The 15,449-nt window shown below is 73.7% G+C and carries 4 protein-coding genes; all 4 read right to left on the minus strand.

Annotation, left to right across the window (positions count from 1 at the left end; genetic code table 11):
* The 4 genes from WME97_RS44190 to WME97_RS44205 all read right to left on the minus strand — a co-directional run bounded on the left by WME97_RS44190 (window position 1) and on the right by WME97_RS44205 (window position 15,428).
* A complete protein-coding gene (locus WME97_RS44190) occupies window positions 1–6,330 on the minus strand; it encodes an amino acid adenylation domain-containing protein (protein WP_437546989.1) in 6,330 nt (2,109 codons plus the stop codon).
* Window positions 6,331–6,333: 3 nt separating this feature from the next.
* On the minus strand, window positions 6,334–14,139 hold the full coding sequence (locus WME97_RS44195) for an amino acid adenylation domain-containing protein (protein WP_437546991.1): 7,806 nt from the start codon (window positions 14,137–14,139) through the stop codon (window positions 6,334–6,336).
* Window positions 14,140–14,175: 36 nt separating this feature from the next.
* Window positions 14,176–15,108 (minus strand): TauD/TfdA family dioxygenase, encoded by a 933-nt coding sequence (locus WME97_RS44200; protein ID WP_437555616.1) that lies wholly within the window; start codon window positions 15,106–15,108, stop codon window positions 14,176–14,178.
* Between the two features lie 98 nt (window positions 15,109–15,206).
* Entirely contained in the window at window positions 15,207–15,428 is a 222-nt protein-coding gene (locus tag WME97_RS44205; RefSeq protein WP_437546993.1) for an MbtH family protein, read from the minus strand.
* Window positions 15,429–15,449 lie beyond the last annotated feature (21 nt).

Here is a 15,449-nt window from a genome sequence, read left to right on the forward strand (position 1 = left end):
TCAGTCCAAGGCTTCCAGAATGGAGTCCAGCTCGTCCGCCGCGAGCGCGACGTCGGTGAAGTCCGACGGCGTGTAGCCGCCGGCGTCGGGTGACAGGCAGTGCGCGATCAGCTCCCTCAGGGCGTCGCGCCACAGCCCGCTGACCGCCGTGATCGTCTCTTCCTGATATCGCGCGGCGCTGTACTGGAAGGTCGCCTCGAGCCGGCCGTCGTACGTCGCGGCGTCGATCTCGATCTCGTACGCGAGCAGGCTGCGCGGGTCGTGCTCGGCGCCGGGCGACTCCGCGGCCAGGGAGAACCGCGCGCCGGCGCCGATGACCTGATCCCACTGTCCCAGGTAGTTGAATGCGACGCTCGGCGTCGGCAGGCGGCGCAGCCGGTCGGCGATCGCCCCCGTGCCCAGCTCCCGCACCGCGCCGTAGGGAAGGCCGCGCCGCGGCACGCGGCGCAGCTGCTCCTTCACCGCCTTGAGCACGTCGCCCGGCGCCGCGTCGCTCGCGACCTCGAGCAGCACCGGGTAGGCGCTCGTGAACCAGCCGACGGTGCGCGACAGGTCCAGCTCCTCCCCATCGAGCGCCTCGCGCCCGTGACCTTCGATCTCGATCGCCGAGAGCGGCTGCCCGGTCCACCGCGCGAGCGCCAGGGCCAGCCCGGCCAGCAAGAACTCGTCGATCCGCGTCCGGTACGCGTCCGACACCGCCTCCAGCAGCGACCGCGTCTCCGGACCGCTCAGGCCGACCTTGAGCGTGGCCATGGCCGTCTCCGCGCGATCCCCCGCCGGCTCGTCGACCGGCAGCGGCGCGAGGCGATCCCAGGGCAGCCCGAGCCAGAAGGCCGCCTCTTCCTGGAGGGCGGCGTCCTGCGCCGCGGCCTCGAGGCGCGCCGCCCACCGCGCGAACGAAATGGTCCTGTCGGGCAGCTGCGCCGGCGCTCCGCGGCGGGCCTGGTCGTAGGCGACCTCCAGATCCTCGAGGAGGATCCGCCACGACACCCCGTCGACGGCCAGGTGGTGCACGATGAGCAGCAGCCGCCCCGGCCTGCCGGCGCCAAGGTCAAACCCGACCACGCGCAGCAGCGGCCCCGCGGTCAGGTCGAGGCTGCCCTGCCACCGGGCGGCGTGCGCCTCGAGCGCCCGCGGCTGCTCGGCCTCGGGCACGCGGGCGAGGTCCGTCCGGTGCACGACCGTGGCAGGCTCGTAGGACGCGAGCGCCTGACGGAAGCCGTGCGCCTCGGGCACGTACCGCAGCCGCAGCGCGCCGTGGTGGCGCAGGAGCGCCTGCACCGCCGCCTCGAGCGCCGGCCACTCGAGCGGCTCGGAGACCGCGAGCAGGAGCGACTGGTTCCAGTGGTGCGGGTTCGGCAGGCCGCGCGCGAAGAACCGCCGCTGGATCGGCGTCAGCGGGACGTCTCCCGCCGCGGCGTCCTCCTCGGCCGGCGCCGCGTCGACGCCCGCGGAGAGGTCCGCGGCGGCGGCCAGCGCTGCGAGGGTCTGGTGCTGGAACATCTGGCGCGCGGTCAGGCGCAGGCCCGCCTGCTTCGCGCGGGACACGACCTGCAGGCTCAGGATCGAGTCGCCTCCCAGCTCGAAGAAGTTGTCGTGGCGGCCGACGCGCTCGCGCCCCAGCACCGCGGCCCAGATCTCCGCGAGCTGCGCCTCGACGGCCGTGGCGGGAGCGGCGTCCGGCGTCGCGGCCGGGCGCGCGTCGGACGCGCCGCCCGCGTCGGCGTGGGGCGCTGCCTCGCGTGGCTCCGGGAGCGCTGCGGCCGGCGGCTCCGGCAGCGGCAGCTCGCCGAGCCGCGCGGTCGGCCGGGCCGCGATCCCTTCCAGCAGCGCGCGGAGGTCGTCCGCCATGCGGCGGATCGAGCGCTCCTCGAAGAGATCCGTGCTGTACTCGAACGCGCCGCTCAGGCCCTCCGGCGCCGCCGTCATGTGGAGCGACAGGTCGAACTGGGCGCTGCCCGGATCCACGTCGAGCGGCAGGATCTCGAGCCCGGCGATCGGCGGCGCGCGCCGGGAGGCCTCCTGGAGCGAGAACATCACCTGGAACAGCGGGGTATGGCCGAGGTCCCGCGCCGGCCGGAGCGCCTGCACGAGGTGCTCGAACGGCAGATCCTGGTGCGCCTGCGCCGCCAGCACCTCCTCCCGGACGCGCGCGAGCAGATCGGTGAAGCGTGGATCCCCGCCGAGGTCCGTCCGCAGCACGAGCGTGTTGACGAAGAACCCGATGAGGCCCTCGAGCTCCACCCGGGCGCGGTTCGTGATCGGCGTCCCGATGCACAGATCCGTCTGGCCGCTGATGCGCGCGACCAGCGTCTGGAACGCGGCCAGCAGCAGGACGAACGAGGTCACCCCCTGGGCGCGGGCCAGCGCGCTCAGCTGGGCGGAGAGATCGCGCGGGAGCGTGAAGGCGAAGGAGGCGCCCCGGTACGAGCGCGACGAGGGCCGTGGCCGGTCGGTGGGCAGCCGCAGGACCGGCGGCTCCGCGCCGAGCCGCTGCCGCCAGTAGGCGAGCTGCTGATCGAGCACCGGCCCCTGCAGCCACGCGCGCTGCCACGCGGCGTGGTCGGCGTACTGGATCGGCAACGGCGGGAGCGCCGCGGGCCGGCCCTCCAGGTCGGCGGCGTAGAGCGCCATCACCTCGCGGACGAGGACGTCGAGGGACCACCCGTCCGACACGATGTGATGGAGGACGACGAGCAGGGCGTGCTCGCGCTCGCCGAGGCGCAGCAGGGTGATCCGGAACAGCGCCCCTCCGGTCAGGTCGAAGGCGCGGCTGGCTTCCGCCTCGAGCGTGCGCCGCGCCTGCGCCTCACGAGCCTCCGCGGGCGCGGCGCGGAGGTCGACGATCGAGAGCGCCACCGGCTGCTCCGCGCCGATCACCGCCGCCGGCCGGCCCTCGATCTCCACGAACCTCGTGCGCAGCGGCTCGTGGCGGCGGACCACCGCCTCGAAGCTGCGCTGCAGCCGGTCCACGTCGAGCGCGCCGGCCAGGCGCACGGCCGCGGGGATGTTGTACGAGGCCGCCGTGGGCTCGAGCTGCGCCAGGAACCACAGGCGCTCCTGCGCGAACGACAGGGGCATGGGACCCGTGCGCGGCTGCGCGACGAGCGGCGGCGCCGGGAGCGCCTCCGGCCGGCCCCGGGCCGCCTCCACCGCGCGCGCCTGCGCGGCCACGGTCGGCGTCTCGAACAGCGTCCGGAGCGGCACCTCGACCTCGAAGGCGCGGCGCACGCGCGCGAAGACCTGCGTCAGCAGCAGGGAGTGGCCGCCGAGGTCGAAGAAGGAGTCCTCCACGGAGGGCCGCTCCACGCCGAGCACCTCGGCCCAGATCCCGGCGAGCTGCTCCTCGATCGCGGTGCGCGGGGGCGCGTGGCCGGGCGCGTCGCCGGACCCGGGGGCGGGCAGCGCGCGTCGATTCACCTTGCCGTTCGGCGTGCGGGGCAGCGCCGAGAGGAACACGAACGACGGCGGCACCATGTAGCCGGGGATCCGCGCCGCGAGCCAGGCGCGCAGATCCTCCGCCGACAGCGCCGGATCGGACGGGGTCACGTACGCCACGAGCCGCTTCGCGCCTGGCCGGTCCTCGCGGACCAGCACCACGGCCTCCTGCACGGCGGCGTGCTCGACGAGCCGCGCCTCGATCTCGCCGAGCTCGATGCGGAAGCCGCGGATCTTGACCTGGTGGTCGCGCCGGCCGGCGAACTCGATCGTGCCGTCGGGGCGGTAGCGCCCGAGGTCCCCGGTTCGGTAGAGCCGGCGCCCCGGCTCCCGGCTGAACGGGTCGGGGAGGAACGCCTCCGCGGTCCGGCGCGGCTCGCCGAGGTACCCGCGCCCCACGCCGATCCCGCCCACGTACAGCTCGCCGCACACGCCCACCGGCAGCGGGGCGAGGAGGTGATCCAGCACGTAGAGCCGCAGGCCGTCCACCGGCCTCCCGAGCGGGACCTGCGCCTCGTGCGCGGCGGGCGGCGTCGTCAGCGGGTGCAGCGCCACGTCGTCCGAGCACTCCGCCGGCCCGTATGCGTTCATGAGCGCGACCGCCGGATAGCGGCGGAGCCACTCCCGGGCGAGCGCGGCCGGGAGCGCCTCGCCGGTCGGCAGGATCCAGCGCAGCCGCTCCAGCGCGGGCGCAGGGGGCTCGCGCGCCGCGTCCAGCATGCCCTGGAGCACGCCAGGGACGACCTCGATGACGGTGATCCCGCGGCGCTCGACGTGCTCGAGCAGGCGGCCCGGGTCGCGCGCGATCTCGTCGGGCACGATGTCGACCACCCCGCCGAAGAGCAGGGCGGTCAGCAGCTGCCAGACCGAGATGTCGAAGCACGGCGACGCCGTCTGCGCGATCACGTCCCCCGCCGTGAGCCCGAGCCGCGGGAGCTTGCTCAGCATGTTGTTGAGCATCCCGCGCCGCTCGACCATCGCGCCCTTCGGCACCCCGGTCGAGCCGCTGGTGTAGATGACGTAGGCGAGGTGATCCGGTCCGCCGCGCGCCTCCGGGGCTTCGTTCGACGAGGCCGCGGCGAGGGCGTCCTCGATGGTCACGACCGCTGGCCGGCGCGGCCCTCCCAGCAAAGACAACGCTCTTTCCAGATCGTCGCGGTGCCGGTCGCGCGTCAGCGCCACGCGGGGCTCGCTCGACGTCAGGAGGCGCGCCACGCGCTCGGCAGGGTAGGCGGGCTCCAGCGGCACGTAGGCTCCGCCGGCCTTGAACACGGCGATGATCATCGTGAGCAGCTCGATCCCGCGGTCATCGACGATCGCGACCCGCTCCTCCGGGCCGACGCCGCGCGCGATGAGCGCGTGCGCCACGCGGTTGGCCGCGCGGTCGAGCTCGGCATAGGTGAGCCGCCGGTCCCCGCAGGACACCGCCACCGCGTCGGGTGTCCGCGCCACCTGGGCCTCGAACCGCGCGGCGTAGGACGAGAGATCCTGCTCGCCGGTCCTCGTCGTGTTCCACGAAAGGAGCGCCTGGTCCCGCTCGGCCGGCGTGAGGAGCGGCAGATCGCCGAGGCGCGCGCCGGGATGGGCCGCCATGCCCTCGAGCAGCGTGCGGAGGTGTCCGAGCAGCCGGGCCGCGAGCTCCGGCCGGATGCGCGACCGGTCGTAGGAGAGCCTGAGGGGCAGCTCCGCGGCGGGCCACGACGTGATCGTGATCGGGTAGTTCGTGTGGCCGCGATCCTCCACCTCCCGCGCCTGGAAGGCGATGCGCCCCTCGCGGAGCGCGGGATCGACGGGCGCGTTCTCGAACACGAGGAGGCTCTGGAACAGCGCCTGTCCGCGCTCGACCTCGCTCCAGCGCTGGATGTCGACGAGCGGCGTGTGCTCGTGCTGCCGCAGCTTCAGGTTCTGCTCGAGGAGCGCCGCGAGCCAGGGCAGGAGCGGCTGGTCCGCGGGGACCGCCACGCGCAGCGGCAGCGTGTTGATGAAGAGGCCCACGATGGACTCGACCCCTGGCAGCTCCGGGGGACGTCCGGCGACGGTGACGCCGAAGAGCACCTCGGGTTCACCGCTGTAACGGCTCAAGAGCAGGGCCCAGGCGCCCTGCACGATCGTGTTGAGCGTGAGGCGATGGCGCTGGACGAGCCCGCGAAGGGCGGCCGTCGGCGCCGCGCCGAGCCGGACCACCAGGTCGTCGAAGTGTTGCTGATCTTCCGCCGCCGGGGCGAGGGGCTCCTCGAAGCCGAGCGGCGTCGGGGCCGAGAAGCCCTTGAGGGCGGACCTCCAGAACGCCTCTGCGGCCGGGAGGTCTTGTCGCCCGAGCCAGTCGATGTAGTCGCGGTACGGGCGCGCGGGCGGCAGATCGGGCTCCTCGCCCCGTATCTGGGCCTCGTAGTGGGCGAGGAACTCCGTCATCAGGACGGACATGCACCACTCGTCGAGGAGGATGTGATGGAAGCTGTGCACGAACTCGTGGACTCGGTCGCTGAGCCGGACGAGGCGGACGCGCATCAGCGGCGCCTTGCCGAAGTCGAACCCGGCCTCGAGCTCGGCCCGGAGCTCCGCGGAGAGGCGCGCCTCCTGGGCCTCGGGGGCGAGGCCGCGGAGGTCGAGCACGTCGAACGGCAGCTCCACCGCCTTGTGGACGACCTGGAGCGGGCGCTTCTGGCTCTTCCAGACGAAGGAGGTGCGCAGGATCGGATGCCGCGCGACGACGTGCCGCCAGCCTTGGACGAAGGCGTCGGTCCGCAGCTCGCCCTCGAGGCGATAGCGGTTCTGGACGAGGTAGACGCCCGAGGACGGGCGGAGCAGCGTGTGGAACAGCATCCCCTCCTGCATGGGCGAGAGGGGATAGACGCTTTCGATGTTGGCTGAAGGAGGAGGCTTAGGAGACACGGTTCACCTGTCGAGCTCTTCCAGGAGGTCGCGCCACTCTTCCGGTGAGAGTTCGGCGTCGGGGGGGTCGGGGGGCGGCGGCGGCGCGGGCGAGGTCGGCGCGGGGGCCACGGCGAGCCGCGCCGCGGCCTCCATCACGGTCGGGTGCTCGAAGAGCAGCTTGGGCGTCACGTGGAGCCCTCGCTGGGAGGCGCGCGCGATGACCTGCAACGTGACGATCGAGTCGCCGCCGAGCTCGAAGAAGTTGTCCTCGATGCCGACCCGCTCGCGGTGGAGCACCTCGGCCCAGACCTCGGCGAGGATCCGTTCCGCCTCGGTCCGCGGCGGGACGTACGGACGATGGACCGCCGCCGCCGCCGCGTCCGGCGCCGGCAGCGCGCGGCGGTCGACCTTGCCGTTGGGCGACAGCGGCAGCCGGTCCAGCACGAGGATCGGCGAGGGCACCATGTAGGCCGGGAGGACCTCGCCGAGCCATGCCTGGAGCAGCTTCGGATCGAGGACGGCGCCGTCGGCGCGGCCGGTGACGTAGGCGACGAGGCGCTTTCCGCCGTGGGCCTCGTCGCGGGCGAGGACGACGGCCTCGCCGACGCCGGGGTGCTGGAGCAGGCGGGCCTCGATCTCGCCGAGCTCGACGCGCAGGCCGCGGATCTTGACCTGGAAGTCGAGGCGGCCGAGGAACTCGATGGCTCCGTCGGGGCGATGGCGCGCCAGATCGCCTGTCCGGTACAGGCGCCCTCCAGGGGCGGAGCCGAACGGATCGGGCACGAAGCGCTCCGCGGTCAGGGCGGGCCGGCGGTGATAGCCGCGGGCGAGCCCGACGCCGCCGATGTGGAGCTCTCCCGCGACGCCCGCCGGCACCGGCTGGCCGTGGCGGTCGAGCAGGTAGATCTGGGTGTTGGCGATGGGGTAGCCGATGGGCACCGAGGCGGAGGTGTCCCCTCGCTCGCAGGCCCAGTAGGTCACATCGATCGAGGCCTCGGTCGGGCCATAGAGGTTGTGGAGCTCGGCGCGCTCGAGCCGCTCGAAGCACCGCCGCGCGAGCTCGGCGGGCAGCGCCTCGCCGCTGCAGATGATCCGGCGCAGCGACCGGCACGCGTCCACGCCCGGGGTCTCCAGGAAGGCCTGGAGCATGGGCGGGACGAAGTGGAGCGTGGTGACGCCGTGGCGGGTGATCAGCTCGACGAGCCGCTCGCCGTCGCGGTGGTCGCCGGGCCTCGCGACGACGAGGCCAGCGCCCATCATCAACGGCCAGAAGAACTCCCAGACCGAGACGTCGAAGCTGAAGGGCGTCTTCTGGAGCACCCGGTCGTCCGGGGTGAGCCCGTAGCGCTCCTGCATCCATTGCAGGCGGTTGAGCAGGCCACGGTGGCTGTTGCCGGCGCCCTTGGGACGCCCGGTCGAGCCGGAGGTGTAGATGGTGTAAGCGAGGTTGTCCGGCGACAGCGGGGTCGCGAGATTGCCGGTCGGCTCCCTGTCGATCTCGGCGCGATCGGCGTCCAGACACAGCACCTGGGCGCCGTGCGCCGGCAGGCGCGACGCCACGGGCCACTGGCTCAGCAGGACCGGCGCGGCCGCGTCCTCGAGCATGAAGGCGATGCGGTCGATCGGGTAATCGGGATCGATCGGCACGTAGGCTCCGCCGGCCTTGAGGATGCCGAGCAGCCCGACGACCAGCTCGACGGAGCGCTCTGCCGCGATGGCCACGAGCGCGTCCGGCCCCACGCCGCGCTTCCTGAGCGCGTGTGCCACCTGGTTGGCGCGCGCGTTGAGCTCTCGATAGCTCAGCCGCTTCTCGTCGAAGATCACCGCCACGGCGTCCGGCGCCCGCTCCGCCTGCGCCTCGAAGAGCTCGTGGACGCGAAGCTCCTCCGGATACGCGCGCCCCGTCGCGTTCCAGTCCGTCACGACACGCCGGGACTCCAGCTCGCCCAGGAGCGATAGCTCGCCGACCCGCGCCTCGGGGCGGCTGACGAGCTGCCTGAGCGCCGCCTCCACGAGGCCGAGCAGGCGGGAAGCGGCGTCCTCGTCGAATCGCTGCCGGTCGAAGGACAGGCGCAGCTGGAGCTGGCTCCCCGGCAGGACGGCCAGCGTGAGCGGGTAGTTGGTCTGGTCCGCGAACGCGACGTCGCGGACGCCGAGCCCGGGCAACCCCTCCTGCGTCCGAGGATCGGTGGGATAGTTCTCGAAGACGAGCAAGCTCTCGAACAGCGGCTGTCCCGCCGGTATCGCGCTGAACGCCCGCGCCTGGGCCAGCGGCGTGTGCTCGTGCGGTCCGAGCTCGGTGGTCGTCCTCATGAGATCGCGCAGCCAGTCCGCGACGGTGGCGGCCTGCGGCACCGCCACGCGCAGGGGCAGCGTGTTGATGAAGAGCCCGATCATGGCGTCGATCCCGGCGAGCGGCGCCGACCGCCCGGCGACCGTGATGCCGAAGACCACGTCGTCGCTCCGGGCCGCCCGGCTCAGCAGGAGCGCCCAGGCGGCCTGGACCAGGGTGCTCGCCGTCACGCGGTGCTGCTGCGCGAAGCGCTGCAGGCGCGCTGTCGCCGCTTCCGACAGCGAGACGATCGTCGCCCCGTGGCCGCTCGTCCCCTCGGCCGGCGTGACGCGCTCCAGGGGCAGCGGCGTCGCCGCGCTGAAGCCGGAGAGCGCGCCTCGCCAGAACGGCGCCTCGGCGCCGGCGTCCCGCTCGCGAAGCCAGGCGATGTACTCGCGGTAGCGCCGGCGCGGCGACAGCGCGACCGCGCGGCCGGCGCGCAGCGCGTCGTAGGCGGCGAAGGCGTCCTGCAGCACGAGGGACGCCGCCCACCCGTCGAGGACCAGGTGATGGTGGCTCCAGAGCACGTGGTGGGCCTCGTCGCCCACGCGCAGGAGCGCGACGCGCATCAGCGGGCCCCGGGCCAGATCGAAGCCCCGCGCGCGATCCGAGTCGACGCGGGCGGCCATCCGCGCCCGCTGCTCCTCGGCCCCGGCGTCGCGCCAGTCCTCGAGCTCGATCTCCACCGCCGCCCCGCGCCTCACGACCTGGAGCGGCTCGTCAGCTCCTTCCCACGCGAAGGTCGCGCGCAGGACGCCGTGGTGCTCCACGACGGCCTCCCAGGCCCGGCGGAACGCGTCGACGTCGAGCGCGCCCTCCAGCCGGCACGTCACCTGCTCGACGTAGACGCCGGAGCCGGGCTCCCACAGGCTGTGGAAGAGCAGCCCTTGCTGGAGCGGGCTCAAGGGATAGACGTCCTCGACGTCGCGGCCGGTGCCCAGCAGGCGGTCCAGCCTGGCCTGATCGAGCCGCGCGAAGGGGAAGTCCGAGGGCGTGTAGCCTCCGCTGTCCGGCGAAAGGCAGTGCGCGACCAGGGCGCGCAGCCGCGCCGCGAAGTCCTCGCTGAGGCGCGCGATCGTCTCGGGCCGGTAGCGGGCGCCGCTGTAGTTCCACATCACGCGGAGGCGCCCGCCGACGATCGCCGCGTCGACCTCCAGCTCGTAGGCCCGCGGGGTGCGCGGATCCTGGGTGCGTCCGACGTCGCCCTCGGCGTGCGCGAACAGCGGGCTCGACGCGAACAGATCGTCCCACTGCCCGAGGTAGTTGAAGCCCACCTGCGGCGGCGCGTGCTCCCGGAGCCGCGCCGCGCGCTCGTCCTCGCTCAGGTACCGGAGGACGCCATACGTGGCGCCGCCCCGGGGGACGGCGCGGAGCTGCTCCTTCGTCACCTTGAGCACGCCGCCGGGCTCCGTGCTCGCCGGGACCTCCAGCCGGACGGGGTAGATGCTCGTGAACCACCCGACCGTCCGGGAGAGATCCACGTCGTCGAGCGCGTCGCGCCCGTGCCCCTCCAGGTCGATGCGCACGGCCGGATCGCCCGTCCACTGCGCGAGCGCTCCGGCGAAGGCCGCGAGCAGGATCTCGTCCACGCGCATCCGGTACGCGGGCGTCGCCTGCAGCAGCGCGCGCGTGTCCTCGGCGGCGAGGAACTGGGTCAGGTAGACGGTCTCCGCCTCGAGCGACCCGCCGGCCGGATCGTCCGCGGGCAGCGCCGCCGTGGGGCGGCTCGCGGCGATCCACGCCTCGGCCTGCAGCGCCGCCTGCTCGGATCGGGCGTGCGCGCAGAGGCGCCGGGCGAACTCGCCGAAGGAGAGGGTCTCGTCGGGGAGCCGGATCGCCTCGCCGGCGCCGTGCTGCCGGTAGGCGGTCTGGAGATCTTCGAGCAGGATCCGCCAGGAGACCGCGTCGACGACGAGGTGGTGCGCGATCAGCAGGAGCCGGCCCGGGCGCTCCGGGCCCAGATCGAACAGCACCGCGCGGAGGAGCGGCCCCTCGGCCAGGTGGAGCCGCGCCTGGTGCTCCCCGGCCGCCCTGGCCAGCGCCGCGGCCTGCGCCTCCGCGGGGAGGTCCGACAGGTCGACCCGCGCGACCTCCGCGCCAGCCGCGCCCGCGTAGCGCTGGCGAACGCTGTCCGCCTCGCGCGTGAACCGCAGCCGCAGCGCGCCGTGGTGGTCGGCTGTGGCCCGGACCGCGGCCGTGAGCGCCTCGACGGAGATCCGCTGCCGCAGCTCGAGCAGCACGGTCTGGTTCCAGTGGTGCGGGTTCGGCCCGCCCAGCGCGAAGAACCAGCGCTGGATCGGCGTGAGCGGCGCGTCTTCGGCGAGCGGCGCGAGCGGCGCGAGCGTCGCCGCCGCGACCGACGCCGGGGCCGGCGCCGCCACCGCGGCCAGATCGGCGATCGTCTGGTGCTGGAAGATCTGCCGGGGCGTGAGCGAGAGGCCCGCGGCCCGCGCGCGGGAGACGACCTGGAGCGCGAGGATCGAGTCGCCTCCCAGCTCGAAGAAGTTCTCCTGGATCCCGACCGCCGGGCGCCCCAGCAGCTCCGCCCAGATCCCCGCGAGCGCCGCCTCGGCCTCGGTGCGCGGCGCCGCCGCCTCGCCGCTCGGCGCGGCCGGCGCCGGCAGCGCGCGCCGGTCGATCTTGCCGTACGGCGTGTGGGGCAGCTCCTGCAGCACCACGAACGCCGCGGGCACCATGTAGTCCGGCACCTGCTCCTTGAGCGCGCGCCGGAGCTCTTCCGGCGAGACGTCCGCGCTGGCCGCGACGTACGCCACGAGGCGCCGCTCCTCCGGCCGGTCCTGCCGCACGATCACGACCGCCTCGCGCACGCCGGGCTGCTCGCCGAGCCGCGCCTCGATCTCCCCGGGCTCGATCCGGAAGCCGCGCAGCTTCACCTGGTGATCCACGCGGCCCGCGAACTCGATCTGCCCGTCCGCGCGCCATCGCGCTCGGTCCCCCGTCCGGTAGAGCCGCTCTCCCGGCCGGTCCGCGAAGGGATCCGGGACGAAGCGCTCCGCGGTGAGATCCGGGCGCGCCCAGTACCCGCGCGCGAGCCCCTGGCCTCCGAGGTACAGCTCTCCGACGACGCCGGCCGGCACCGGCTGCCCCGCGGGATCGAGCACGTATGCCCGCGTGTTCGCGAGCGGCCGGCCGATGGGGACCACCCACGCGTCGCGCGGGTCCACGGCGGCCGACAGGTTGCTGACCGTCGCGGTCACCGTGGTCTCGGTCGGGCCGTAGGCGTTCAGCAGGCGGACGCGCCCGGCGCCGGGCGACGCTCGCCAGGCGCTCACCCGCTCGGGCAAGACCGCCTCGCCGGTGATGACGATCTGCCGGAGGCACGGCGGCAGGGCCGCGCCCTCGCCGAGCTCCGCGACGATGCGGTGCCAGTACATGGTCGGCAGCACCGCCGCGGTCACGCCCCACGCGCCGCACGCCGCGAGGAACCCGGCGACGGACTCGAGCATCGCCTCGGTGCGCAGCACGAGCGTCGCGCCTCGCGCGAGGCACGGGAAGATCTCCTCCGCGCTCGCGTCGAAGCTCAGCGACGCGAACTGCAGCACCCGGTCGCGCGACGAGATCTCGTAGACCCCGGCCGCGACCTCGACGAAGCTCGCGATCGCCCGGTGCGGGACCACGACGCCCTTGGGCGTCCCCGTCGAGCCGGAGGTGTAGAGGATGTAGGCCGCCTGCTCGGGCGCAGGCTCGCCGGCCGGCGGCGGCGGCGCGGAGGAGACCTCGCGGCGCACGCACGCCCAGCTGGCGTCGAGCTGGATCACCGCCACGCCGGGGAGCTGCTCGGCCGCCGCGCCCTCCTGGGCGATCACCACGCGGATCCCGGCGCCGTCGATCAACGCGGCGACGCGCTCCCGGGGGAGGTTGGGATCGAGCGGGACGTAGGCGCCGCCCGCCTTCAGCACGCCCAGCACGGCGGCGATCATCTCGATCGAGCGCGGCAGGCAGAGGCCCACGCGGACCTCCGGCCCCACCCCGCGCCGCCGGAGCAGCTGCGCCAGCTGGTTGGCCCGCCGATCGAGCTCGCCGTACGTGATCTGCTGCTCCTCGTGGACGACGGCCGTCGCCCCGGGCGCGCGCGCGGCGTTCTCCTCGAACATCCGGTGGACGGCGCGCGGGGCTGCGCCGAGCGCCCCGGTCGTCCTCCACCCGAGCACCTGCCGCTGCTCCTCGGCCGCGAGCATCGGCAGCTCCGACAGGCGCGTGCCGGGGCTCGCCGCCGCGCCCGCGAGCAGGCGCAGGAGGTGATCGGCCATCCTCGCGATCGTCGCCTCGTCGAACAGGTCCGTGTCGTATTCGAGGGCGGCCGCCAGCCCGTCCTCGTCGGGCGCGACGTCGAGCGACAGATCGAACTGGGCGCCCCCCACGTCCAGATCGAGGAGGCGCACGCCGAGGCCCGGGATCTCCGTCGGCTGCCGGAGCACCGGCTGGAGCGCGAACATCACCTGGCAGAGCGGCGCGTGGCTCAGGTCGCGGACCGGGCTCACGGCCTCCACCACCTGATCGAACGGCACCTCCTGGTGCGTCTGCGCCTCCCGCACGGTCTGCGTGACCCGGCCGAGCAGCCGCGCGAACGGCGGATCCCCGGAGAGATCGGCGCGGAGCACGACGGTGTTGGCGAAGCAGCCGACGAGCCCTTCCAGCTCGGCCCGGCTCCGGTTCGTGACCGGCGTGCCCACGCTGATGTCGAACGTCCCTGCGTGGCGCGCGAGGAGGGCCTGGAACGCCGCCATCAGCACCGCGAACAGCGTCGTCTCCTCGCGCCGCGCCAGCGCGCCGAGCGCCTCGGCGAGCGCGCCGGGCACGCGGAAGAAGCGCCGCGCTCCCTGGTAGCGCTGCGTCGCCGGCCGGGGCCGATCCGTGGGCAGCTCGAGCACCCCTGGCTGATCGGAGAGCTGCTTCTTCCAGTAGGCGAGCTGGGTCTCGAGCAATCCGCCCTCGACGCGCTGGCGCTGCCAGTGCGCGAAGTCCGCGTACTGGAGCGCCGGCTCGGTGAGCGGGGCGGGCCGGCCCGCGACGAACGCCGTGTAGAGCGCGGCGAACTCGCCGAGGACCAGGCTCGTGGACCACCCGTCGAAGACGATGTGATGGACCACCCAGAGGAGGACGTGTTCTTCCGATCCGAGCCGCAGGAGCGTGAGCCGGAGGAGCGGGCCGCTCGTGAGGTCGAACGGCCGCCGCGCCTCGCGCTCGATCACGCGCCGGACCTCCGCCTCCCGTTGCGCCGGCGGCAGGACGCCGAGGTCGAGCCGCTCGAGCCGCGCCGCCCCGTCGGGCTGGACGATCTGGGAGGGCTGCCCGTCGACGACGGCGAACGTCGTGCGCAGGATCTCGTGCCGGCGCACGATCTCGGAGAGGCAGCGCTCCACCACGGCGACGTCGAGCGATCCGGTGAGCCGCACGGCCGTGGCCAGGTTGTAGGAAGCGCTCTCCGGCTCGAGCTGGGCGAGAAACCACAGCCGCTCCTGGGCGAAGCTCATCGGAAAAACGAAGACATCCTCACGCATGAAAGAACCTCAGGAGGCCTTGGCCCGGTATGGCTCGGCCATGGCGACAAGGACCTTGCGCGGGCCGCGGAACGGCGCGCGCCCGTGGGCGACCAGCATGTTGTCCGCAAGCAGCACGTCGCCCTCTTGCCAGGCGAACTCCACGGCGAGCTGCCTGTACACGTCGCGGATCTCGTCGAGCGCGGCGCCCTCGATGGGCGATCCGTCTCCATACATGGCGTTGCGGGGCAGGTCTTCCTCGGCGAAGATCGAGAGGAGCGCCTCCCGCGCGGCCGGCTCCAGGTTGGAGACGTGGAACAGGTGGGCCTGGTTGAACCACACGTGCTCTCCGGTGCGCGGGTGGGTGGCCACGGCCTGGCACACCTGGCGCGTGCGCAGCTCGCCGTCGGCCTTCCACACGCACTCGATGCCTGCCGCCCGGCAGAAGCGCTCGACCTCGGCCCGGTCGTTCGTGCCGAACACCTTCTGCCACGGCAGGTCCAGGCCGTTCCCGTAGTTGCGGACGTACATCACCTTCTTCGCCGCGAAGCGCTCCCGTATCCGTGCCGGGATGCGCCGGAAGACCTCGCGGCTGTCCGCGATCGGGGTGCTGCCGCCCTCGGGCGCGGCCTGCGCGCAGTGAAACCAGATCTTGAGCGGCCAATCGAGCGTGTACGACTGCTCGTTGTGAAGAGGGATGTGCTGGTGAGCGGGGTACTCCGTCGACGTGTAGATCCGGTCCTGCACGTGGGAGCGCGGCGTCGACCCGAACGTGTAGTCCAGCAGATCCGGCGTCACGAGCCGGACGAAGGCGTGGAAGTCGGCGGTCGATCGGACCGGGAAGCCGCGGAACAGCACCGCTCCGTGCCGGATCAGCTCCTCTTCCGCGCACGCCCGGATGGCCGCGGCGAGCGCAGGGACGCTGCCGTCGCCGCGGCCGATCGGGCTCACGACGAGCGGCAGCGCGCCGCCTGGGAAGAACGACCGCGAGAGGCCCGCCGCCTCGCCGAGCGCGGTGTCATCCGGCGCCTCTCGCGGCGCTGACAAAGCGCTCGAGTCGGTCACGACGACCGGCCCTCCTCCATCTGCTTGCGGAGGCTGAGCGGCCGCATGTCGGTCCAGACCTCCTTGATGTGATCGAGGCACTCGGCCTTGGTGCCGGTCTTGCCCGCGTCACGCCAGCCGAGGGGGTTCTCCCGGTACTCTGGCCATATCGAGTACTGCTCCTCGTGGTTCACGACGACTTTGTAAGCGGTGTTGTCTTCATGCTCTTCGTTGGCCATGGACTCCTCCGTTCGAGGTGC

The organism is Sorangium sp. So ce367, from assembly GCF_051520455.1.
Classification (GTDB): Bacteria; Myxococcota_A; Polyangia; order Polyangiales; family Polyangiaceae; genus Sorangium; species Sorangium cellulosum_B.

Excerpts from the sequence above, each read along its gene's own strand:
- WME97_RS44195 (WP_437546991.1), bottom strand. The coding sequence starts at position 14,139 with ATGAGCTTCGCCCAGGAGCGGCTGTGGTTTCTCGCCCAGCTCGAGCCG.
- WME97_RS44205 (WP_437546993.1), bottom strand. The coding sequence starts at position 15,428 with ATGGCCAACGAAGAGCATGAAGACAACACCGCTTACAAAGTCGTCGTG.